This window comes from Nocardiopsis ansamitocini, assembly GCF_030268225.1.
GTDB lineage: Bacteria > Actinomycetota > Actinomycetes > Streptosporangiales > Streptosporangiaceae > Nocardiopsis_D > Nocardiopsis_D ansamitocini.
The window spans coordinates 83,522-101,508 of record NZ_BSQG01000006.1 but is presented as its reverse complement, the minus strand read 5'-3'; the positions used below and the strand labels follow the sequence as shown (position 1 = coordinate 101,508).

At 67.3% G+C, this 17,987-nt stretch carries 20 protein-coding genes; 4 read left to right on the top strand and 16 right to left on the bottom strand.

What is annotated here, in order from left to right:
* Window positions 1-282 precede the first annotated feature (282 nt).
* The 5 genes from QSJ59_RS17645 to QSJ59_RS17625 all read right to left on the bottom strand — a co-directional run bounded on the left by QSJ59_RS17645 (window position 283) and on the right by QSJ59_RS17625 (window position 4,612).
* On the bottom strand, window positions 283-1,041 hold the full coding sequence (locus QSJ59_RS17645) for an NADH-quinone oxidoreductase subunit C (protein ID WP_285760706.1): 759 nt from the start codon (window positions 1,039-1,041) through the stop codon (window positions 283-285).
* Complete coding sequence (locus tag QSJ59_RS17640) at window positions 1,038-1,598, bottom strand: NuoB/complex I 20 kDa subunit family protein (RefSeq protein WP_285760705.1); 561 nt, start codon at window positions 1,596-1,598, stop codon at window positions 1,038-1,040. The genes QSJ59_RS17645 and QSJ59_RS17640 overlap by 4 nt, the downstream gene beginning before the upstream one ends.
* A gap of 79 nt (window positions 1,599-1,677) precedes the next feature.
* A complete protein-coding gene (locus QSJ59_RS17635; RefSeq protein ID WP_285760704.1) occupies window positions 1,678-2,037 on the bottom strand; it encodes an NADH-quinone oxidoreductase subunit A in 360 nt (119 codons plus the stop codon).
* A gap of 98 nt (window positions 2,038-2,135) precedes the next feature.
* A complete protein-coding gene (locus QSJ59_RS17630; RefSeq protein ID WP_285760702.1) occupies window positions 2,136-3,443 on the bottom strand; it encodes a geranylgeranyl reductase family protein in 1,308 nt (435 codons plus the stop codon).
* A gap of 458 nt (window positions 3,444-3,901) precedes the next feature.
* Entirely contained in the window at window positions 3,902-4,612 is a 711-nt protein-coding gene (locus QSJ59_RS17625; RefSeq protein WP_285760701.1) for a demethylmenaquinone methyltransferase, read from the bottom strand.
* Between the two features lie 137 nt (window positions 4,613-4,749).
* On the opposite strand from QSJ59_RS17625, the gene QSJ59_RS17620 reads away from it, so the two are divergent.
* Window positions 4,750-6,039, top strand: a complete 1,290-nt coding sequence (locus QSJ59_RS17620) for a delta-60 repeat domain-containing protein (RefSeq protein WP_432707502.1) — start codon at window positions 4,750-4,752, stop codon at window positions 6,037-6,039.
* 61 nt (window positions 6,040-6,100) lie between these two features.
* Here the strand turns inward: QSJ59_RS17620 and QSJ59_RS17615 are convergent, their stop codons facing one another.
* On the bottom strand, window positions 6,101-6,376 hold the full coding sequence (locus tag QSJ59_RS17615) for a DUF4229 domain-containing protein (protein WP_285760700.1): 276 nt from the start codon (window positions 6,374-6,376) through the stop codon (window positions 6,101-6,103).
* Window positions 6,377-6,777: 401 nt separating this feature from the next.
* Here QSJ59_RS17615 and QSJ59_RS17610 point away from each other — a divergent pair, with 401 nt between their 5' ends.
* Complete coding sequence (locus QSJ59_RS17610; RefSeq protein WP_285760698.1) at window positions 6,778-6,978, top strand: BldC family transcriptional regulator; 201 nt, start codon at window positions 6,778-6,780, stop codon at window positions 6,976-6,978.
* A gap of 111 nt (window positions 6,979-7,089) precedes the next feature.
* The gene (locus tag QSJ59_RS17605; RefSeq protein WP_285760696.1) at window positions 7,090-7,440 is read left to right on the top strand and encodes a PLD nuclease N-terminal domain-containing protein; all 351 of its coding nucleotides are present in this window, start codon (window positions 7,090-7,092) and stop codon (window positions 7,438-7,440) included.
* A gap of 142 nt (window positions 7,441-7,582) precedes the next feature.
* Here the strand turns inward: QSJ59_RS17605 and ccsB are convergent, their stop codons facing one another.
* The 9 genes from ccsB to QSJ59_RS17560 form a co-directional block, all read right to left on the bottom strand.
* On the bottom strand, window positions 7,583-8,575 hold the full coding sequence (gene ccsB, locus QSJ59_RS17600; RefSeq protein WP_285760851.1) for a c-type cytochrome biogenesis protein CcsB: 993 nt from the start codon (window positions 8,573-8,575) through the stop codon (window positions 7,583-7,585).
* Window positions 8,576-8,699: 124 nt separating this feature from the next.
* Window positions 8,700-10,253, bottom strand: coding sequence for a cytochrome c biogenesis protein ResB (resB, locus tag QSJ59_RS17595; RefSeq protein WP_285760695.1), 1,554 nt, complete (start codon window positions 10,251-10,253; stop codon window positions 8,700-8,702).
* Window positions 10,254-10,255: 2 nt separating this feature from the next.
* Window positions 10,256-11,071, bottom strand: coding sequence for a cytochrome c biogenesis CcdA family protein (locus tag QSJ59_RS17590; RefSeq protein ID WP_285760694.1), 816 nt, complete (start codon window positions 11,069-11,071; stop codon window positions 10,256-10,258).
* Entirely contained in the window at window positions 11,068-11,691 is a 624-nt protein-coding gene (locus QSJ59_RS17585) for a TlpA family protein disulfide reductase (RefSeq protein ID WP_285760693.1), read from the bottom strand. The genes QSJ59_RS17590 and QSJ59_RS17585 overlap by 4 nt, the downstream gene beginning before the upstream one ends.
* Window positions 11,692-11,916: 225 nt before the next feature.
* Complete coding sequence (locus QSJ59_RS17580; RefSeq protein WP_285760692.1) at window positions 11,917-12,120, bottom strand: helix-turn-helix domain-containing protein; 204 nt, start codon at window positions 12,118-12,120, stop codon at window positions 11,917-11,919.
* A 306-nt stretch (window positions 12,121-12,426) separates the two neighbouring features.
* The gene (locus QSJ59_RS17575; protein WP_285760691.1) at window positions 12,427-13,224 is read right to left on the bottom strand and encodes a phosphatase; all 798 of its coding nucleotides are present in this window, start codon (window positions 13,222-13,224) and stop codon (window positions 12,427-12,429) included.
* Between the two features lie 130 nt (window positions 13,225-13,354).
* On the bottom strand, window positions 13,355-14,533 hold the full coding sequence (locus QSJ59_RS17570; protein WP_285760690.1) for an acetoin utilization protein AcuC: 1,179 nt from the start codon (window positions 14,531-14,533) through the stop codon (window positions 13,355-13,357).
* Window positions 14,534-14,620: 87 nt separating this feature from the next.
* Window positions 14,621-15,415: a pyrroline-5-carboxylate reductase gene (gene proC / locus QSJ59_RS17565; protein WP_285760689.1), complete on the bottom strand. Its 795-nt coding sequence runs from the start codon at window positions 15,413-15,415 to the stop codon at window positions 14,621-14,623.
* 113 nt (window positions 15,416-15,528) lie between these two features.
* Window positions 15,529-16,428: a sugar phosphate isomerase/epimerase family protein gene (locus QSJ59_RS17560; RefSeq protein ID WP_285760687.1), complete on the bottom strand. Its 900-nt coding sequence runs from the start codon at window positions 16,426-16,428 to the stop codon at window positions 15,529-15,531.
* 90 nt (window positions 16,429-16,518) lie between these two features.
* Between QSJ59_RS17560 and QSJ59_RS17555 the strand changes: the two genes are divergently transcribed.
* Window positions 16,519-17,217 carry a class I SAM-dependent methyltransferase gene (locus QSJ59_RS17555; RefSeq protein WP_285760686.1) on the top strand — a complete coding sequence of 233 codons (699 nt, stop codon included), beginning with the start codon at window positions 16,519-16,521 and terminating at the stop codon, window positions 17,215-17,217.
* 9 nt (window positions 17,218-17,226) lie between these two features.
* On the opposite strand, the gene QSJ59_RS17550 is transcribed toward QSJ59_RS17555, so the two are convergent.
* Window positions 17,227-17,904, bottom strand: coding sequence for a hypothetical protein (locus QSJ59_RS17550; RefSeq protein WP_285760685.1), 678 nt, complete (start codon window positions 17,902-17,904; stop codon window positions 17,227-17,229).
* Window positions 17,905-17,987: the final 83 nt, after the last annotated feature.

Genomic DNA, 17,987 nt, shown 5'->3' with positions numbered 1-17,987 from the left:
CTCTCTCGACTCTGCCGCCGGCATGAACGCGCTCCGCGCAAGGACACCGCCGACTCCGCTCGCTCCTCGGCTCGCCGCTGCGAGTCCCAGTCACCGCCGCTTGCGTCGACGTAGGTTTCCGTCGGGGTCGTACTCATGGTCGCGCTCCCCTCCTCTCTCGACTCTGCCGCCGGCATGAACGCGCTCCGCGCAAGGACACCGCCGACTCCGCTCGCTCCTCGGCTCGCCGCTGCGAGTCCCAGTCACCGCCGCTTGCGTCGACGTAGGTTTCCGTCGGGGTGGTCACGCGTACGACCTCCGCTCGTCCGGCGGCGGGATCGTGGCTCCGCGGTACTCGACCGGGATCCCGCCCAATGGGTAGTCCTTGCGCTGGGGGTGGCCGTTCCAGTCATCGGGCATCTGGATCCGGGTGAGACCGGGGTGTCCGTCGAAGACGATCCCGAAGAAGTCCCACGCCTCGCGCTCGTGCCAGTCGTTCGTGGGATAGACGGCGACGATCGAGGGGATGTGCGGGTCGGTGTCGGGGCAGGTGACCTCGAGCCGGATCTCGCGGTTGTGCGTGATCGAGCGCATTTGGTAAACCGCGTGCAGCTCACGATCGGTATCGGAGGGGTAGTGCACGCCGCTGACACCCAGGCACAGCTCGAACCGCAGCGCGGGATCGTCGCGCAGGCGGGCGGCGACCTCGGTCAGGTGCTCGCGGCGCACGTGGAAGGTGAGCTCGCCGCGGTCCACCAGGACCCGCTCGATCGCGTCGCCGAAAGAGGTGCCGGCCTCCTTGAGGGCGTGCTCCAGGGCATCGGCGACGACGTCGAAGTCCGCGGTGCGGGGATCGGCCTCGTCGGCGTAGGGGCGCTCGGTTCCCAGCGGGATGTCCCGAAAGACCTGGAGCCCCCCGTATCCGGAGGTGTCCCCCGAGCTCTTCGCGCCGAACATGCCCCTGCGGGCGACCGGCGAGTTGAGACGTTCCTCACCCAGCTTCGAGGGGAGGTTTTCCCCTTCTGCTAGGTTAGGCTTACCTTCATGGCTTTCGGGGCTCATGGGGTGTTGCCCCCTTCGCTGTGCTGGACCAACGGCAGCATGCGCATGCGCCGCGTCTCCAGTTCTTCGATCTCGCGCTCGCGATGTGCGCCGAGCTTGGTGTTCTGGACCTTGTCGTGCAGTTTGAGCACGGCGTCCAGCAGCATCTCGGGGCGCGGCGGGCAACCGGGGAGGTAGATGTCCACAGGGACGACGTGGTCGACGCCCTGAACGATGGCGTAGTTGTTGAACATGCCTCCACTGGAGGAGCACACGCCCATGGCGATGACCCATTTCGGGTCGGCCATCTGGTCGTAGATGGTGCGCAGGACGGGGGCCATCTTCTGGCTCACCCGGCCCGCAACGATCATCAGGTCGGCCTGGCGTGGAGTGGCCGAGAACCGCTCCATGCCGAAACGGGCGATGTCGTAGCGCGGTCCGCCGACCGACATCATCTCGATGGCGCAACAGGCCAGCCCGAACGTCGCCGGCCACATCGACGTCTTGCGGACGAATCCGACGGCCTGCTCCACGGTGGTCAGCAGAACTCCGCTGGGCAGCTTCTCTTCGAGTCCCATCAGGCGAACCCCCTTTCCGGTTCTTCGATCTCACTGGGTCGGGACACACTGGACGGGCCGTGCGCGGGCCCCATACGCGTCAGTCCCATGCGAGTCCTTCACGGCGCCACTCGTAGGCATAGGCAATCGAGACGTTGACGAGGAAGAGGATCATCGCCACCAGGCCGAAGAGCCCCAGGGAGTCGAGATGGACCGCCCAGGGGACCATGAAGATGATCTCGATGTCGAAGACGATGAAGAGCATCGCCGTCAGGTAGTACTTGACGGTGAAACGACCGCCGCCGACCGGCTGCGGGGTGGGGTCGATACCGCACTCGTACGCCTGGAGCTTGGTGCGGTTGTAGCGCTTGGGGCCGGCGACCGAGCCGGCCACCAGCGAGACCACCACGAACGCGGCGCCGATCCCACCGAGTACGAAGATGGGTGCGTAGAGCTCCATCGCTAACCGTTCCCTGTCGTTGCTGCGCGGAATTTGTTCATCACTTGGGGTCCTCGCTGGGGTGTCTGAAGACGCGCGCTTTGGCTCCCGCGACCGGTTCAGGCAGCGGGAGCCAGTTTCGAGAGGCCGTTGATGACCCGGTCCATGGCATCGCCGTGGGTGGGCTCGGTGAGGTTGGCCAGCAGCTTGAGCGTGAAGCGCATCAGGAGCGGCTGCGGGAGGCCGTACTTGGTCGCGTACTTCATGAAGTCGGGGTTGCCGATCATCTTCACGAAATAGCGGCCCAGCGTGTAGTAGCCGCCGTAGGTGTCGCGCAGGATGACCGGGTAGCGCAGCAGGGTCCGCTCCCGGGCCTGCTGGGTGGGCCTGCTGAGCGCTTGGGCGACCACGTCGGCGGCGATGTGGCCGGCCTCCATCGCATAGGCGATGCCCTCGCCGTTGAAGGGATTGACCATCCCCCCGGCATCACCCACCAGCAGCAGCCCGCGCGCGTAGTGCGGCGTGCGGTTGAAGCCCATGGGCAGCGCGGCGCCCAGGATCTTGCCCTGCTGGTTCTCCTCGGTGAAGCCCCACTCCTCGGGCATACTCTGCGTCCAACGGCGGAGCAGTTCGCGATAGTCCACCTTGCCGAAGGAGGCGGTGGAGTTGAGGATGCCCAGACCGACGTTGCTCGTGCCGTCCCCGACACCGAAGATCCAGCCGTACCCCGGCAACAGGACGTCCTTGCCTGCGCTGCGGTCCCACAGTTCCAGCCAGGACTCCAGGTAGTCGTCGTCGTGGCGGGGGCTGGTGAAGTAGGTGCGTACGGCGACGCCCATGGGGCGGTCGTCGCGCTTGCGCACGCCCATCGCGACGGAGAGCCGGGAGGAGTTGCCGTCCGCGGCGATCACCAGCGGGGCACGGAAGTGCACCCGGTCGCCCTCGGAGTTCTTGGCCGCGACACCGACGATGCGGTTGCTGCGCTCGTCGATGACCGGCTCGGTGACGGTGGTGCGCTCCAGGAGCCGGGCGCCGGCCTTGACGGCCTGGTTCACCAGGATCTGGTCGAAGTCGTATCGGGTGCGGACCAGGCCGATGCCCGGGTATTCGGCGAGGTCGGGCCAGGGCAGTTCCAGGCGCGCACCCCCGCCGATGATGCGGAGTCCGTGGTTCTTGACCCACCCGTCGCCCTCGTAGGAGACGCCCATCGAGGTGAGCTGCTTGACGGCTCGCGGGGTGAGGCCATCGCCGCAGACCTTCTCGCGGGGGAAGGACGTCTTCTCCAGAAGGAGGACATCGACTCCGGCCTGGGCGAGGTAGTAGGCGGCCGTGCATCCGGCGGGCCCCGCGCCGACGATGATGACATCGGCTTCGTTCGCGGGTGGTCCGTTGACGGCAGACGATGGGGTCGGTGCTGTCTGGCTCACGAATGGTCCTGACTGCTCGGCGCGGCATTGCGCTGGGTCATGCTGGGAGACGGGGTTTGTGGCTATACATATTTGCGGGAAAGAACTCGCACCCTTGTGAAGCACTTCACAAGGGTTTGTGTCGCAGTCTAGACCGTCTCCCACCCCGGAGCGACCCCCGCCCCCACTTGGCGAACAGCGCAGCCGCACCCTCCCGACAAGGGGTTTCACCAACCAACGATGCGGATATATAGAGGGGTTTGACCGCCTTGTCGCACAAAGGCGAGAGGGCACACCCCCAGCGAACTTGGTTCCACGAAAGGGATATTCAACGCTTATCGCCCGAACTTCACCGCTTCCGCTCCCAGTCACACCAGGGGATATCAATCCGGAGAAGATCTTTTTCGGCGCACCCCGGATACACCGAGTGCGCACGACCGGTCGGTCGTGCGCACTCGGTGGAGCGGTGAGAAGTCGGTTCAGGCCCGGCGGTATCCCCGGTGCAGAGCGACCACGCCCAGGCTGAGGTTGCGCCAGGCGACGTCAGACCATCCGACCGCCTGCAGTTCCTTGGCCAGAGCCGGCTGGTCCGGCCAGGCCGCGATGGACTCAGAGAGATAGGAGTAGGCCGAGGGGTTGTCGCTGAAGCCGCGCGCCACGAGTGGCAGCACGACCTCCATCCCCTTGCCCAGGGCCTTGTCGAGGGCCCCGACCGGCAGGTGGCTGAACTCGCAGATGACGATACGACCGCCGACCTTGGTGACGCGCAACAACTCGGCCAGGGCGTCGCCGACGTCATTGACGTTGCGCAGACCGAAGGAGATGGTCACGGCATCGAAGGTCCGATCGGCGAACGGGAGCCGCAGCGCGTCCCCGGCCACCACGGTGACCCCGCGGCGGGAGGCGCCGCCCCGACGCTCGGCACCGACCTGGAGCATGCCCAGCGAGAAGTCGCAGGCGATGACCCTGGCCCCCTTGGCGGTGAAGGATTCCGACGAGGTTCCCGTCCCGGCCGCGAGGTCCAGCACCAATTCCCCGCTGTACGCCTCCACGGCCTGTACGGCCGCGCGCCGCCAGCGCCGGTCCTGGCCCAGTGAGAGCACGTCGTTGACGAGGTCGTAGCGTCCGGCGATGGCGTCGAACATCGCGGCGACGTCTCGGGGGTTCTTGTCGAGTTCGGCACGGGTCATGACGACCAGCCTAAAGCGGTCCGGAGTCCAGAAGAACCGGTTCCGTCTCGCCGGAAATCCTTTTTCCGCCCGACCCCGAACCGGAAAACGGTTACTGTAGGTAATCGCCTATGCCGTTTGAGCAAACGGATGACCTTTTGGAGCCCTGGAGACCGCTCGTGCCCCGCACCCTCTCGTTCCTGACCGCCGGCCTCGCCGCGTTGACCGTCGCGGGGATGCTCGCAGCTCCCGCCGAAGCCGGCACCGCGCACTCTTTTGTGGTCAGCGAGAAACCCGTGGCGTGGACCCCGCACATCCTCGACGGCAGCGTGAAGTCGATCGTCCAGATCGGTCGCACCGTGGTCGTGGGTGGCGACTTCTCCACCGTGACCGACCCCAACCGGGACGTGACCGTGGAGCGGGACGGACTGTTCGCCTTCGACTACGGGACCGGGCGGATCGATACGGACTTCACCCCCAGGGTCAACGGCACGGTGGTTTCCCTCGCAGCGGGCCCGGGCGCCACGGTGTACGCCGGCGGTACGTTCACCAGGGTCAACGGGTACGCACAGCGAGGGGTCACCCAACTCTCGACGGCAAACGGCAGCCGGATGACGGCCTTCGGCGGAAATCTCGACAACGGTGCGACCTACCGCTTGGCCACGCACAGCGGAAAGCTCTACGTGGGTGGGAGCTTCACCTCGATCAGCGGACAGTCACGCACTGGAATCGCCCGGCTGGACGGGACCAGCGGCGCCGTGGACGGCGCATTCGACATCGCGATCAGCGAACCGCGCCGCGGCACGCTGCGCGTGCAGGAACTCGCGCTGAGTCCGGATGGGCGACGCCTGCTCATCAACGGAACCTTCACCAAGGTGCAGGGGCAGCGGCGCCAGCAGATCGCGATGATCGACACCGCTTCCAGCCCTGCGCGTCTGGGGAACTGGTCCACCGAGGCGTTCGCCTCGGAGTGCGACTACGCCAAGCTGCACACGTACATGCGCCAGATGTCGTTCTCCCCGGACGGCTCCTACTTCGCGGTGGTCACCAGCGGGGGCCCGGAGAAGAAGCCGGGACTGTGCAAGAGCGCCAGCCGCTGGGAAACCACCGACATCCCCCAATCGCGCCACACCTGGGTGAACTACACCGGCGGCGATTCGCTGTACTCGGTGGAGGTCACCGGTGCGGCCGTCTATGTCGGGGGGCACCAGCGTTGGCTGGACAACCCCCGGGGCCACAAGTCCGCCGGGGAGGGCGCGGTCTCCCGGGAAGGAATCGGCGCGATCGATCCCCGTACGGGCAAGGCACTGGCCTGGAACCCGGGCAGGACCCGCGGATACGGTGTGGAGGCGCTGCTCTCCACTCCGGACGGTCTCTACGTCGGCAGCGACACCGAACGGCTGAACGGGCTCTACCGGGCCCGCCTGGGGATGTTCCCGGCCCTCTGAACCGAACGGCGGATCTGGTCGCGCCGCGTCCGTCGGGTGGCCGTGTCGAGCACGGTCGGGACTAGCCGACGGGGCGATGCTCGGCGTCTCCCTCGTCCTCTTTGGCCGATCCGGCGTCCAGACGGTCGGCGACCCCCTCTCCCTTGGCCAATCGCGCAGAAAGCGACGCCGACATCGCGTCGCGCTGCTTGGAGAGCAGAACAAAGCTGACCAGGCCGCTGACCAGGAAAGCAAGCACCAATGCCAAGAGGTCCCGGGCCCCGAGAACGTAAACCACACCGAGGGTGACCACGAACAACAGCAGGCGTGCCGCGGTATAGGTGATGACGTTGCGCATGAAACTGCCTCACAACGGGCGAGTCGGCGAATAGATTAGGGGAAGGCAACGCGCGGGGCCGGACCAGCGACCACCGCAAGAACGTGGTGTCGGCATCCGCACCGGAGCCCACAGCACGCACGTCCCCCCACATCACAGGGTAAGGGGGTCGCTTCCGGAGGCGGGAACCACCCCTCCCGTGCGCTGTCGCCTGTCTCGGCCCGGATATCCACATCCGACTCGACACAGGGGGCACCCAAAAAGTGACACCCAAATCAAAGATTACGTTCAGGTCACATCTCGCCGAGGGCCGATCCCTTCTTCCTAATTTTTACGAAAACTAGGGATGAAACGGACTAACTCGTGCACACTAGGGGATCAAACGCCCGTCCTGAATTCCAAGACGGGTCGGAAGGGGGATTGTGAAGGTGGAAAGAGGAAGCGAACGCTTGCTGACACCCGGAGAGGTAGCCTCCCTCTTCAGGGTCGATCCCAAGACGGTGACCCGATGGGCTGCCTCCGGTCGGATCAGCAGCATCCGCACGCCCGGCGGACACCGCCGGTTCCGTGAATCCGAGGTCCGGGCACTGCTACACGGGGAGACCACCGAGAGCTCGCGCTAGCGAGGCTTCAGCGGGTGTTCCTGCGCCGATAAACGTGACAACCCCGCCGATGCCGACCTCCCATCGTGTCCCCCCGCGCATACGGGGCGTTTCCCCGGATAGTGTGGAAGCATGGTGTGGCTCGGTGGCCTAATTACGCTGCTCTCGATCGTGCTCTGGGTGTACGCGTTCTTCGACGCGCTCACCAGCCCGGCAGAGGAAGTCCGCAACCTTCCTAAACTCCTCTGGCTGGCCATCATCCTGATCTTCATGGTGGTCGGTCCACTGCTGTGGTTCTACCTCGGGCGCCCACGCGCCCCCGTCACAGCGGCTGACTCCGCTTCCGTGACGGCGACCTCCGTCGATGACCTGGATCCCTCGGACTTCCAGAAACCGTCCGGACGCCAGCGTCCTCTCGGCCCGGATGACGATCCCGAGTTCCTGCGACGGCTGGACAACAAGCGCATCGACCCCGAGGACTGAGTACCCGAACAGACGAAGGCCCGCCCCGTAACGGGGCGGGCCTTCGTCGTTTCCGATGCGCGGGACGGGTTCCTCCCGGGGCACGCACAGCCGCCCGGGCCACAACGAGACGGGGCCGGCCGGCTCCGCCCCCGCGGGTGGATCACGCGTAGGAGTGCAGACCGCTGAACATGTAGTTGACGCCAAAGAAGTTGAACAGCAGGCACGCGAAACCGATCAGGCTGATCCAGGCGGCCTTCTTGCCCTGCCAGCCCGCCGTGGCCCGCGCGTGCAGGTAGGCGGCATAGACGACCCAGGTGATGAAGGACCAGACCTCCTTGGGGTCCCAACCCCAGAATCGGCCCCACGCCTCGTCCGCCCAGATCGCGCCGGCGATGACACCGAACGTCCACAGCGGGAAGGCCAGGATGATCATCCGGTGCGCGACACGGTCCAGCAGTTCGGCACTGGGAAGTTTGGCGGCGATGCTGCTGACCGTCTCACCGAGCGCACGCTTGGCCTCGGTCCGCTGGGCGACCAAGTAGGTGATGGTGGCCGAACCGGAGACCATGAAGGCGCCGGTCGCCAGGATCAACGCTGAGACGTGGATGGCGATCCAGTAGGAGTCCAGGGCGGGAACGACCGGTCCGGCCTCCCCGTCGAGCCAGCGCACCGCGATCCCCAGCAGCAGCAGAACGGGGATCAGGACAAAGGTCCCGAGGTAACGGGCCTTGTAGCGGAAAGAGGTGAACAGAAACGCGCCCACACCGCAGAAGCAGATCGCGACGACGAACTCGAACATGTTGCCCCACGGCCAGCGGTCCACCGCCAGCCCCCGGGTGACGATCTGCACGAGGTTGATGGCGAACCCGACCACGGTGACGCCGAGACCCACGCGCCCGAAGATGTGCCGTGACGCCTTGACCTCGGGCTCTTTCGAGCGCAGGTTGACCGTGAGGTCGTCGACCCGGCCCTCGGTGGCGCCCACGGCCACCAGCCGGGTCCCCGCCAGCGACTCGCGACGCCCGTAGGCGGCCTCGAAGACGAACAGGAAGAGGGCGATCGCGTAGGCGATGATCAGGGCGAGGACGAGGTCCTCGCTGATCCCCGCAAGATTGGAATCTGCCGCGACATTCGCGGCGAGGGCGTGCACCACCACTGCTCCTTCTCGGTACCTGTGTCCGTATGAGCGGGCCGGGCCCGCGCCTTGTCCCGACCCCGCGCTGCGGTGCGGGCGGCCGGTGTCCGGAGCACGCCATCGGGGCGCGGTCCGGACCGGGTCATCTGAGCCGCTGGTTGAGGCCGCTGGCGAGTTCGTGGAACCGGGCCAGGGAAGCCGCGCCCTCGGTCTTGACGAGTCCGGCGACCTCGACAACCGTACGCCCGTCGGCTCCGGGGCGGGCCCGGACCCACACCCGGCGAGGCTGGACGAACAGCGTGCCCAGCAGCCCCACGACGGCGGCGATCGCGCTGACGAGCGCCGGCACCCGCGACGGGTTGCTGGCGACCTGGAGGCTGATGTAGTCGCTGACGCCGGTGAACTCGATGGTCCCCGCCCCGTCAGGGAGCTCCCAGGTGTCGCCCGGGGCCATCGCCGGGGACTCCCCCACCTGTGTCATCCGCTCGGCGTAGAGCTGGTAGACCGACTGGGAGTCACCGCTGTCCAGGCCGAGGTCGCCGACGAAGCCCTTGAGGACGACCCGCGGATTGCGCGCCTCGGGGAAGTCGGAGACGAGATCGCCACTCTCCGCGGTCGCCGCCGACGGCAGGAAGACCCCGGTGAAACCGAGCTGCTCGGGCGCACTGTCGGGAACCTTCACCACGCCGTCGGAGGTGAAGGTGAAGGTGTCGCGGAACAGGAAGGGCACCGGCTGGTCGAGGACCACGTCGCCCCGGGAGTCGGTGACCTTGAACGAGGGGGCGTAGCCGTGTCCGAGCAGGTACACCTGTGCACCGTCGACCTGGAGTGGGTGGTTGACCTTTAGGACATGCGTCTGCTCGACCTCGCCGGGAGCCTCGCGGTAGGTGACATCGGCACTGAAGGAGTCGGCCTGTCCGGAGAAGCTTCCGTCCTGCACGAACGCGGCCTCGAAGTCGTCCAGACGCAGCCAGAACGGCTCGATTGCATCCGGGTCGACCGCGTGGCCGGGGTGGAAGGCGTCGTAGGAGGGGAGCGTGTTGGCGAAGCTGTCGCCCTCGACGAGCAGCATGTTTCCGCGGTAGCCGAAGAACGATCCGATGGCCAGGGCGACCAAGAGCGCCAGCAGTGCCAGGTGGAAGAGCACGTTCCCGGTCTCGCGCAGGTAGCCGGCCTCCGCCGACAACGAGTCCGTGTCGGCCTCGATCCGGTAGCCCTTGAGCAGTGGACGCGCCTGGGTGAGCACCTCGTCGGGCGTCGCGTCGGTGGAGAAGGTCGCGGAGTAGGGCATCCGGTCCAAACGGCGTGGCGTTTTGGGCGGACGGGCCCGCATCAGGCGGTAGTGGGCGAGTGCGCGCGGCAGGACGCACCCGGTGAGCGAGACGAACAGCAGCAGGTAGATCGCCGCGTACCAGGGCGAGGAGTAGACGTCGAAGAGGAAGAAGCGGTCGAGCCAGGGCGCCAGGTCGGGATTCTCGAAGAAGTAGTTCTGGACCTGCTCGATGCTGACCCCCCGTTGAGGGAGCAAGGAGCCGGGAATCGCGCCCAACGCCAGTAGGAACAGCAGGATGAGTGCGGTGCGCATCGAGGTGAGGATGCGCCAGGCCCAGCGCACCCAGCCAAGAGGCGAGAGTCGGGGCGCTGAGGAGCCGGGGCCGTCCGAGGAGGCCGGCGCGGTGGGTTTGAGTGAGGTCACTGCTAGATCACCGTCGTGAAGGTTGCGGCCCAGCCCTGCATGATGGCCGTGAGGTCGGTCCAGAGCCCGCTGACCAGGAGCAAGCCCACCAGGACGAGCATCGCGCCGCCGACGGCGGTGATGGCCCGGTAGTGGCGCTTGACCCAGTCGAAGGCCCCCAGAGCTTTTCGGTAGAGCAGGGCTGCGAGAACGAACGGCAGCCCGAGTCCGAGGCAGTAGACGAGGGACAGCAGCGCACCGCGGCCGACGCTGCCCTCGACGAATGCCAGGGACTGCACGGCGGCCAGTGTCGGGCCGATGCAGGGGGTCCAGCCCAGTCCGAAGAGGATGCCCAGCAGAGGGGCGCCGGCGAGGCCGGCGCTGGGAAGACGGTGGAAGCGGAACTCCCGGTTCAGTCCGGGAAGCACTCCCATGAAAGCCAGGCCCAGCACGATGGTCAGCCCGCCCAGTACCCGGGTGATGACATCGGCGTGGTCCAGAAGCAGCCCGCCGACACCGCCGAAGAACACGCCGACGGCGACGAACACGGCGGTGAACCCCGCAACGAACAGCAGGCTTCCGGCAAGCATGGTCCATCGTCGGGTGGCCAGTACGTCGTCCACGGTGACGGCGGTCGCGGTTGCCCCGCCTTCAGGGGGTGCGGTGGTGGCAGCACGCCGATGTGCGGCGATATCGGCACCGGTCATGCCCGTGACGTAGGACAGGTAGCCCGGGACCAGCGGCAGAACGCACGGGGAGAGGAAGGACACCAGTCCGGCTGCCATCGCCAACGGAACGGCGAGCAGAAGGGAGCCGCTGAAGATCGTCTCGGCGATCACGGGGTTTCCGCGTCTTTGCCGCCCTCTGCGGCGATGGGTTCGACGATCTCGGTGAGCCCGTCGTAGTTGGTGGCGCCGATGATCCGGGCGGCGATGCGGCCCTCACGGTCGATCACCAGGGTGCTGGGGATCGCCTGAGGAGGGACGGTGTCGCGGAACGCCTGGGAGACCTCACCCGGCTGGTCGTAGAGGCTGGGGTAGGTCACCTCCTGGTTGCGCTCGAACGCCTGCGCAGCGGTGAGGTTGTCCTTGATGTTGATCCCGAGGAACTCCACGCCGGCATCGCGGTACTCGGCGTACACCTCTTCCAGGACGGGTGTCTCGGCACGGCAGGGCGCGCACCAGCTGGCCCAGAAGTTGACGACGACGACACTGCCCAGATGGTCGGAGAGGGCCAATTCCTCGCCGTCCAGGGTCTCGCCTGCGACCTCGGGCGCTTCTTGGCGGTCGGCGACCGCGAAGGCGGTGCTGGAGCCGTCGCCCGCGACGTAGCGGTCCTCGGCTCCGGTGTCGCCTGCTGTCACCCCACCGGCGCAGCCGGCGAGCACGATGAGCGCCGCGAGGGCGGCACCGCACCGCAGGGCCGATCGCACGGGGGAGTGGAGCTGGCTGAAAGGCATCGTGAAAGACCTCGTCAGAGGGGCTTGAGCGGGATTACCTCAATAACGACGAAGTGTAGTAGATGCCTGGAAGCCCCTGACGGAGCCCCGTCGATAACCGGTTCGCCCACGGATTCGGCCGGTCACGCACTCCGGAGGCGCCGGCGGGACGGCCGGGAGGGCGGACAAAAAGCTTCCCCCGTGCGGGCGATGGCGAGTCATCGTCTGCACGGGGGAAGCAAGGGGCTACCCCGCTTCGACGAACGCCTCACGAAGGTAGTCGTGCACGGCGCGCTCCGGTACCCGGTAGGAACGCCCCACCCGGATCGCCGGGAGCACACCGGAGTGGACCATCCGATAAACCGTCATCTTGGAGACCCGCATGATCCCGGCCACCTCTGCGACGGTCAGGAACCTGACCTCGTCCAGTGGAGGCTTACTCCCGCTCATTTACGACGCCCTCTTTCCCGGACGTGCTGCACCACTGCCTGCCCACGCGGCACGTTGCCGCGTGGCCTTCTCTCCACGCCCACCGCCGCGCTCGTGTGTCGTTCGGTCACTACTGACACGTCCGTTTTCAGAGTAAATCCGGGCCCGGGTCATTGAAAGGTCGTTTTCCCTATCCGTGCGTCCGACTGGGGAATGCGGGACACCTGAGGTTTAGCCCATGGGTAGGCGAATCCGAAACTCCAGGCTATGGCCACTGACCAGGCATGCAGCCGGTGTCCGGACCGGTTTCGGTTCCCGGCCCCGAGGTCATGCCAATCCGGCCCGGCTCAACACGTAGTCCGACAACGGACGGTAGTCCTCGGTGAGGTATCCATCGTCCAGAGGGACCGTCGTATGCAACTTTCCTTCATACTCACCCAGGAACAGGGCAGGATCGTTACAGTCAGCAAATCCGACGGTCTCAATGCCCGCCTCCCCTGCGGCACCGGCGAAGCCGTGGTCGGATATGACCAACTGCGGCCATGGCTCACCGCGCTCGGTGAGGTCGGCCAGCGCGGCGCGCATCCCGAAGGGGTGATGGCTGTGGCGGGGGTTCTTGCCGTCCATGACGAGGCCGACCTCGTCACGCCACACCAGGACCCGACGGGACGGCGGATGCTCGCCGGAGACGTCGTAGGAGTAACCGGCTGCGCCGGTCACGACCTCGCACCCGCGCTCGGCGAGCGCGTCCTTCCACGCCCGGTACGTGGCGTGCAGGTTCTTGGGATGGCCCGTCGCGAACATGACGCGCTCCCGTCGGTCGGCCGCCTGGGCGATGCGGCCGGCCAGGGCCTCCAGCGCGTCCACCGTGCGGTCCGGATCGATGGTGTCGATCCCCCACAGGTACGTCTCGTCGTCGACGACCCCACAGCGCTTGGACATGAGCGCGAGAACCTCGGCGAACGACCATTCCTGGGAGAAGGTCAATCCGAACTGGTAGTAGGGGTCGCCCTGGACGAGCCGCCGGTAGTGCTTGAGGTTGTTCTGCCGCGGAGTGTCGACCTGACCTGCGATCCCAGTACGCACCAGATGATCGACGAGTTCCGCGCGGGAGGGCGGCGTCACCAGTGAACCCCCTTATCGAAATGAGTGAGCCCGAGATCCCGACAATCACGGACTATCGAGGCATCGTCATACCCGATTCACGACGTGTTCACCCGCACGGAGGCCGGGGTGTCGGCCCCACCGGCCCGCCTCAGAGCATCGGATCGATCCCGTGGCAGGGGAAAACCGCCCGTCTGGTGGCCTGAATGGCCCGGTCGACCGGATCATCAGGATCGAACCCGTCTTCGAAGGGCGTGTAATCGGGGCTGCGGCAGTCGGTCATGCGCAACGGCGCGGTCTCCCCCGTGCGCTCCTTGACGAAGCGCTGCCACTCCTCGGGGGTGGCCAGACCGGGGTCGAGCGGGTGTCCGGACGCTTCTGCGAGCAGATGGGTCCAGGCCCGCGGAACCACCTGGACGAGTTCGTAACCGCCCCCGCCGAGGATGACCCAGCGCCCCCCTGCCGTCTCCTTGGCGAGTTCGTGCAGCGCGGAGTAGGTCCGACGTTGGCCGTCGACGCTGAGCAGAAGGTTGGCGAGCGGGTCCAGCACATGGGTGTCGCAGCCCTGTTGGGTGACCAGGACTTCCGGCTGGAATTCGCGCAGCAGCGGCGGGACGACCGCGTGAAAGGCACGCAGCCAGCTCGCGTCGTTGGTGCCGGCCGGCAGCGCGACGTTGGCGGAATAGCCCTCGGCTCGGGGTCCACCGATCTCACCGGGGCGCCCGGTTCCGGGAAAGAGCGTCAGCGGGGACTCGTGCAGGCTGATCGTCAGCACGCGGGGGTCGTCGTAGAACATGGACTGCACACCGTCGCCGTGGTGGACGTCGACGTCCACGTAGGCGACCCGCTTGGCCCCCTGTTCGAGCAGCCAGGCGATCGCCAGGGCGGCGTCGTTGTAGACGCAGAATCCCCACGCGTTCTTGCGCATGGAGTGGTGGAGGCCACCGGCGATGTTGGCGCCGTGCTCGGCCTCGCCGTTCCACACCGCGCGCGCCGCGGCGACGGACGCCCCCGAGATGAGAGCGGCGGCGTCGTGCATGTGCGGGAAGACAGGGTTGTCCGTGGTGCCCAGACCGTAGGCGTCATCGGGGTGCAGGGTGGTACCGGCCTGTTTGACCGCCGCGATGTAGCCGGGGTCGTGGACCAGTTCCAGCAGGGCGTCGTCGGCCGGCTCGACCGGGGCGAAGGAGATTCCCGGAGAATCGAAGACGCCGAGTCCGCGCGCCAGCGCCATGGTCAGCTCGACCCGGATCGGGGCGAGGGGGTGGTCGGAGCCGAAATTGTATGCGGTCAGTCCGTCGTCCCACGCGATGCGCAGTGCGCAGCCCATTCGCCCTCCGTCAACTGATGCCGTGTCCTGGCACACACCCTAGCCAAAGCGGACGAACCAGAGGTGAACTGGGGTTATGGGCCCCGATCACCCTTCGGAAAGTTGGCGGCTGCGGTCGCGGGCCGCCTCGATCGCGTCGGTGAAAGCGGTACGGACCCCGTGACGCTCCAGTTCGCGTACCGCGGCGGCGGTGGTTCCGCCCGGGGAGCTGACCGCCTCGCGCAGCACCACGGGATGTTCGCCGGAGTCGCGCAGCATTGCCGCGGCACCGGTAATGGTCTGGGTCACCAGCTTTTCCGCCGTGGCTCGGGGCATGCCCATGAGGACGCCGGCCTCGATCATCGTCTCGGCGATGAAGTAGAAGTAGGCGGGTCCGCTTCCTGACAGGGCGGTGACGGTGTCCATGTACTTCTCCGGCACCCGCACCACCTCCCCGACCGAGCTGAGCAGCGACTCCGCGCGCTCCAGGTGCTCGTCGCGGGCGTGCCGGCCCCCGGCGACGGCCGTCATCCCCAAGCCCACGAGGGCAGGGGTGTTGGGCATCGCCCGAACGACGGCGGTATCGGGGTTGAGATGTTTCTCCAGCACCTCGGTGGTGATGCCCGCCGCGACCGACACGACGAGGCAGTCGGGGCGTAGTGCGGGAGCGAGATCGTCGAGCAGGGCGACCATGTCCTGGGGCTTGAGCGCGATGATCAGCGTGCTCGCTTGCCGGGCGGCCTCGGCCGCAGGGACGACGCGCACGGCGTAGCGCGCACGGAGCTCCGCGGCGTGGTCCGCGCGAGGCTCGGTGACGAGCACGTCGGCCGGGTCGTGCCCGGTGTTCAGCATCCCGGCGAGCAGCGCCTCGCCCATCTTGCCCGCACCGATGATCGCGATCATGTGGTCCCCACCTTTCGTACGCCCCCAACGGTAGCGGGAGGCGGCGCCACGAAACGACGGCACGGTCACGTCCCCGTGCCGGAGCAGGGGGTTCGGCAGACGCACCGAAGTGGTCAGGCAGTGCCGTCGACGGTTCCGTCCGAGTCCACCGAGAACACTCGGTGGGCGATGTCGGAACCGCTCCGGTGAGCCGCACCGGCGACCTGCTGGCGCGACGGCTGGGCGAAGTGCAGCCGGGTGAAGGCCAGTGCTTCTGCGAGCTCGGTGAGGCGCGTCTCGCGGTCGGACTTGCGGGTGCTGACCTCCAGGACGATCTGGCCCTTGTAGTCGATCTCGGCGAGGTGCTCCAGAAGCTCGGCGCAGGGCTGCCGGCCGCGACCGGGGATCAGGTGCTCGTCGATGTTCTGGCCGCCGATGCCGTCGGCCATGTGCACGTGGGAGAGCCGGTCGCCGAGTTTGCGGGCCATGTCCATGGCGTCGGAACGCGACATGGCGGTGTGCGAGAGGTCGAGGGTGACGTCGGGGTAGTCCCGGTCCAGGGGGTTCCAACTGGGGGCGTAGGGCACGACCTTCTTGCCGCGCATGTGCACCTGGTACATGTTCTCGACCGCGAACTTCACGTCGGTCTCGTCCTGCATGCGTGCGACGCCCTGCTCGAACTCCTTGGCGTATTCGCGCTGCCACTTGAACGCCGGGTGGACCACGATGGTCTCGGCGCCGAGGGCCTCGGCCATCTCCTTGGACTTGACGAGCTTGTGCCACGGATCGCGTCCCCACACCCGCTGGGTGAAGATGAGACAGGGCGAGTGGACCGCCAGAATCGGGATCTGATGGTAGTCGGAGAGCCGCCGGAGCATGTCGATGTCCTGGCTGGCGGGGTCGGTGGTGACCATGACTTCGACACCGTCGTAGCCGAGCTTGGCCGCGATCTCGAAGGCCGCAGGGGTCTTCTCCGGGTACACCGACGCCGTCGAGAGGACGACCGGCGCTTCTGGAACCTGGATAGCGCTCACGCGAAACAGCCTACGCGCTGTGGTGCGGGGTTGATTCGCACGGCAAAGCCGGTCGGGGTCGCGCCGGGGTGTCTCACTAGACTCCCGAGGATGAGAAAGGCGCTCGCCGGGGCGATCCCCAGCCCGAACATCTGGAACAGCCCGAGGCTGTACGAACTGGAGAACGCGGCTGTCGACCCGCACGGCCGGATCGAGGCCGCGATGCGCGAGGTCCGCGACTGGAGCGGGGCACACGTACTGGACGTGGGCTGCGGAACCGGTTATCACCTGCCCCGGTTCGCCGCGACCGCGGCACGGGTGACCGGCGTCGAGCCGCACCGCGAACTCGCCGCGGCAGCCAGTTCGCGGGTGCGCGGGCTGGCCAACGTGACCGTGGCGCACGGGGTGGCCCAATCCCTGCCCCTTCCCGATTCCTCGGTGGACGTGGTGCACGCGCGGTGGTCCTACTTCTTCGGCCCCGGCTGCGAGCCCGGTCTCGTCGAGCTGGGCCGGGTACTGCGTCGGGGCGGAACGGCCTTCGTCATCGACAACGACGCCACGCGCAGCACGTTCGGCGGTTGGTTCCGCCGCGCGCTGGCGGGTTACGACCCCGGTGCGGTCGAACGCTTCTGGTCGGCACGGGGGTTCCAACGGCGCAGCCTGGACATGGGGTGGCGCTTCGAGCGCCGTGCCGACCTGGAGGCGGTGGTCCGCATCGAGTTCTCCCCGGAATGGGCCGAGGAGTTCATCGCCGGACACACCGGCCTGGAGGTCGACTACGCGGTGAACCTGTGGTGGCGCGGCTACTAGCCGAGCCGGCTAGTAACGGCCGTAGAAGCTGATGCTGCCGTAGGCGGAGGTCTCCGCATCGTAGGTGCGGGTGCCCTCGTACTCGTCCTCGGCCACGCACGCGATACCGCTGGAACCGACCGAGCCGAGCTGGTATTCCTCCATGTCGCAGGCGACGTTCTCGACATCGGCGGTGTGGCGCAGCCCGTCCTCCATGAAGTCGCGTGCCAGCGGGACCTTGTCGGCGGTGTACTTGTAGCTGAAGACGAAGTCGCCACCGGTGATGTCCACGCTCCACTCGCTGGTGAGCCCGTAGACGACGGTGGTGCAGGTGATCGTCTCGTCCTTGCTGCCGTCCGTGGCGGCGCAGTCGGAGGTGGAGTCGGGGTCGTAGGAGCCGGCGAACTTGCTGGCGGAGGAGATGAGCTCCCACTCGATGGCCGCGCGGGGGTCGGATCCCTCGGGCTTGGGGGGCAGTTCGCCGGTGTCGAACTCGGGGCGCTCGTCGGGGATAGGGCCGTTGCGCAGGTCCGATGCGGTTTCGTCGGCCGCGCTCTCCTCTGCGGCGGGGGACTCCTCGATCACCGGATCGGCTGCGGGGTCGGTGGCGGAGTCCTGCGGAAAGAGCAGCCCGCAACCGGACAGGGTGACGAGTGCACCGGCGGCGGCGAGGCCGACCGCGGAACGGGCGAGGGTGGTGGCGGACAAGGGCTGTTTCCTCTCAACGTGCGCTGCCGGCAACAGCGACTCCCGTGTCGCCTGGGACGGCCGCGCGTCAGGTCATCCGATGT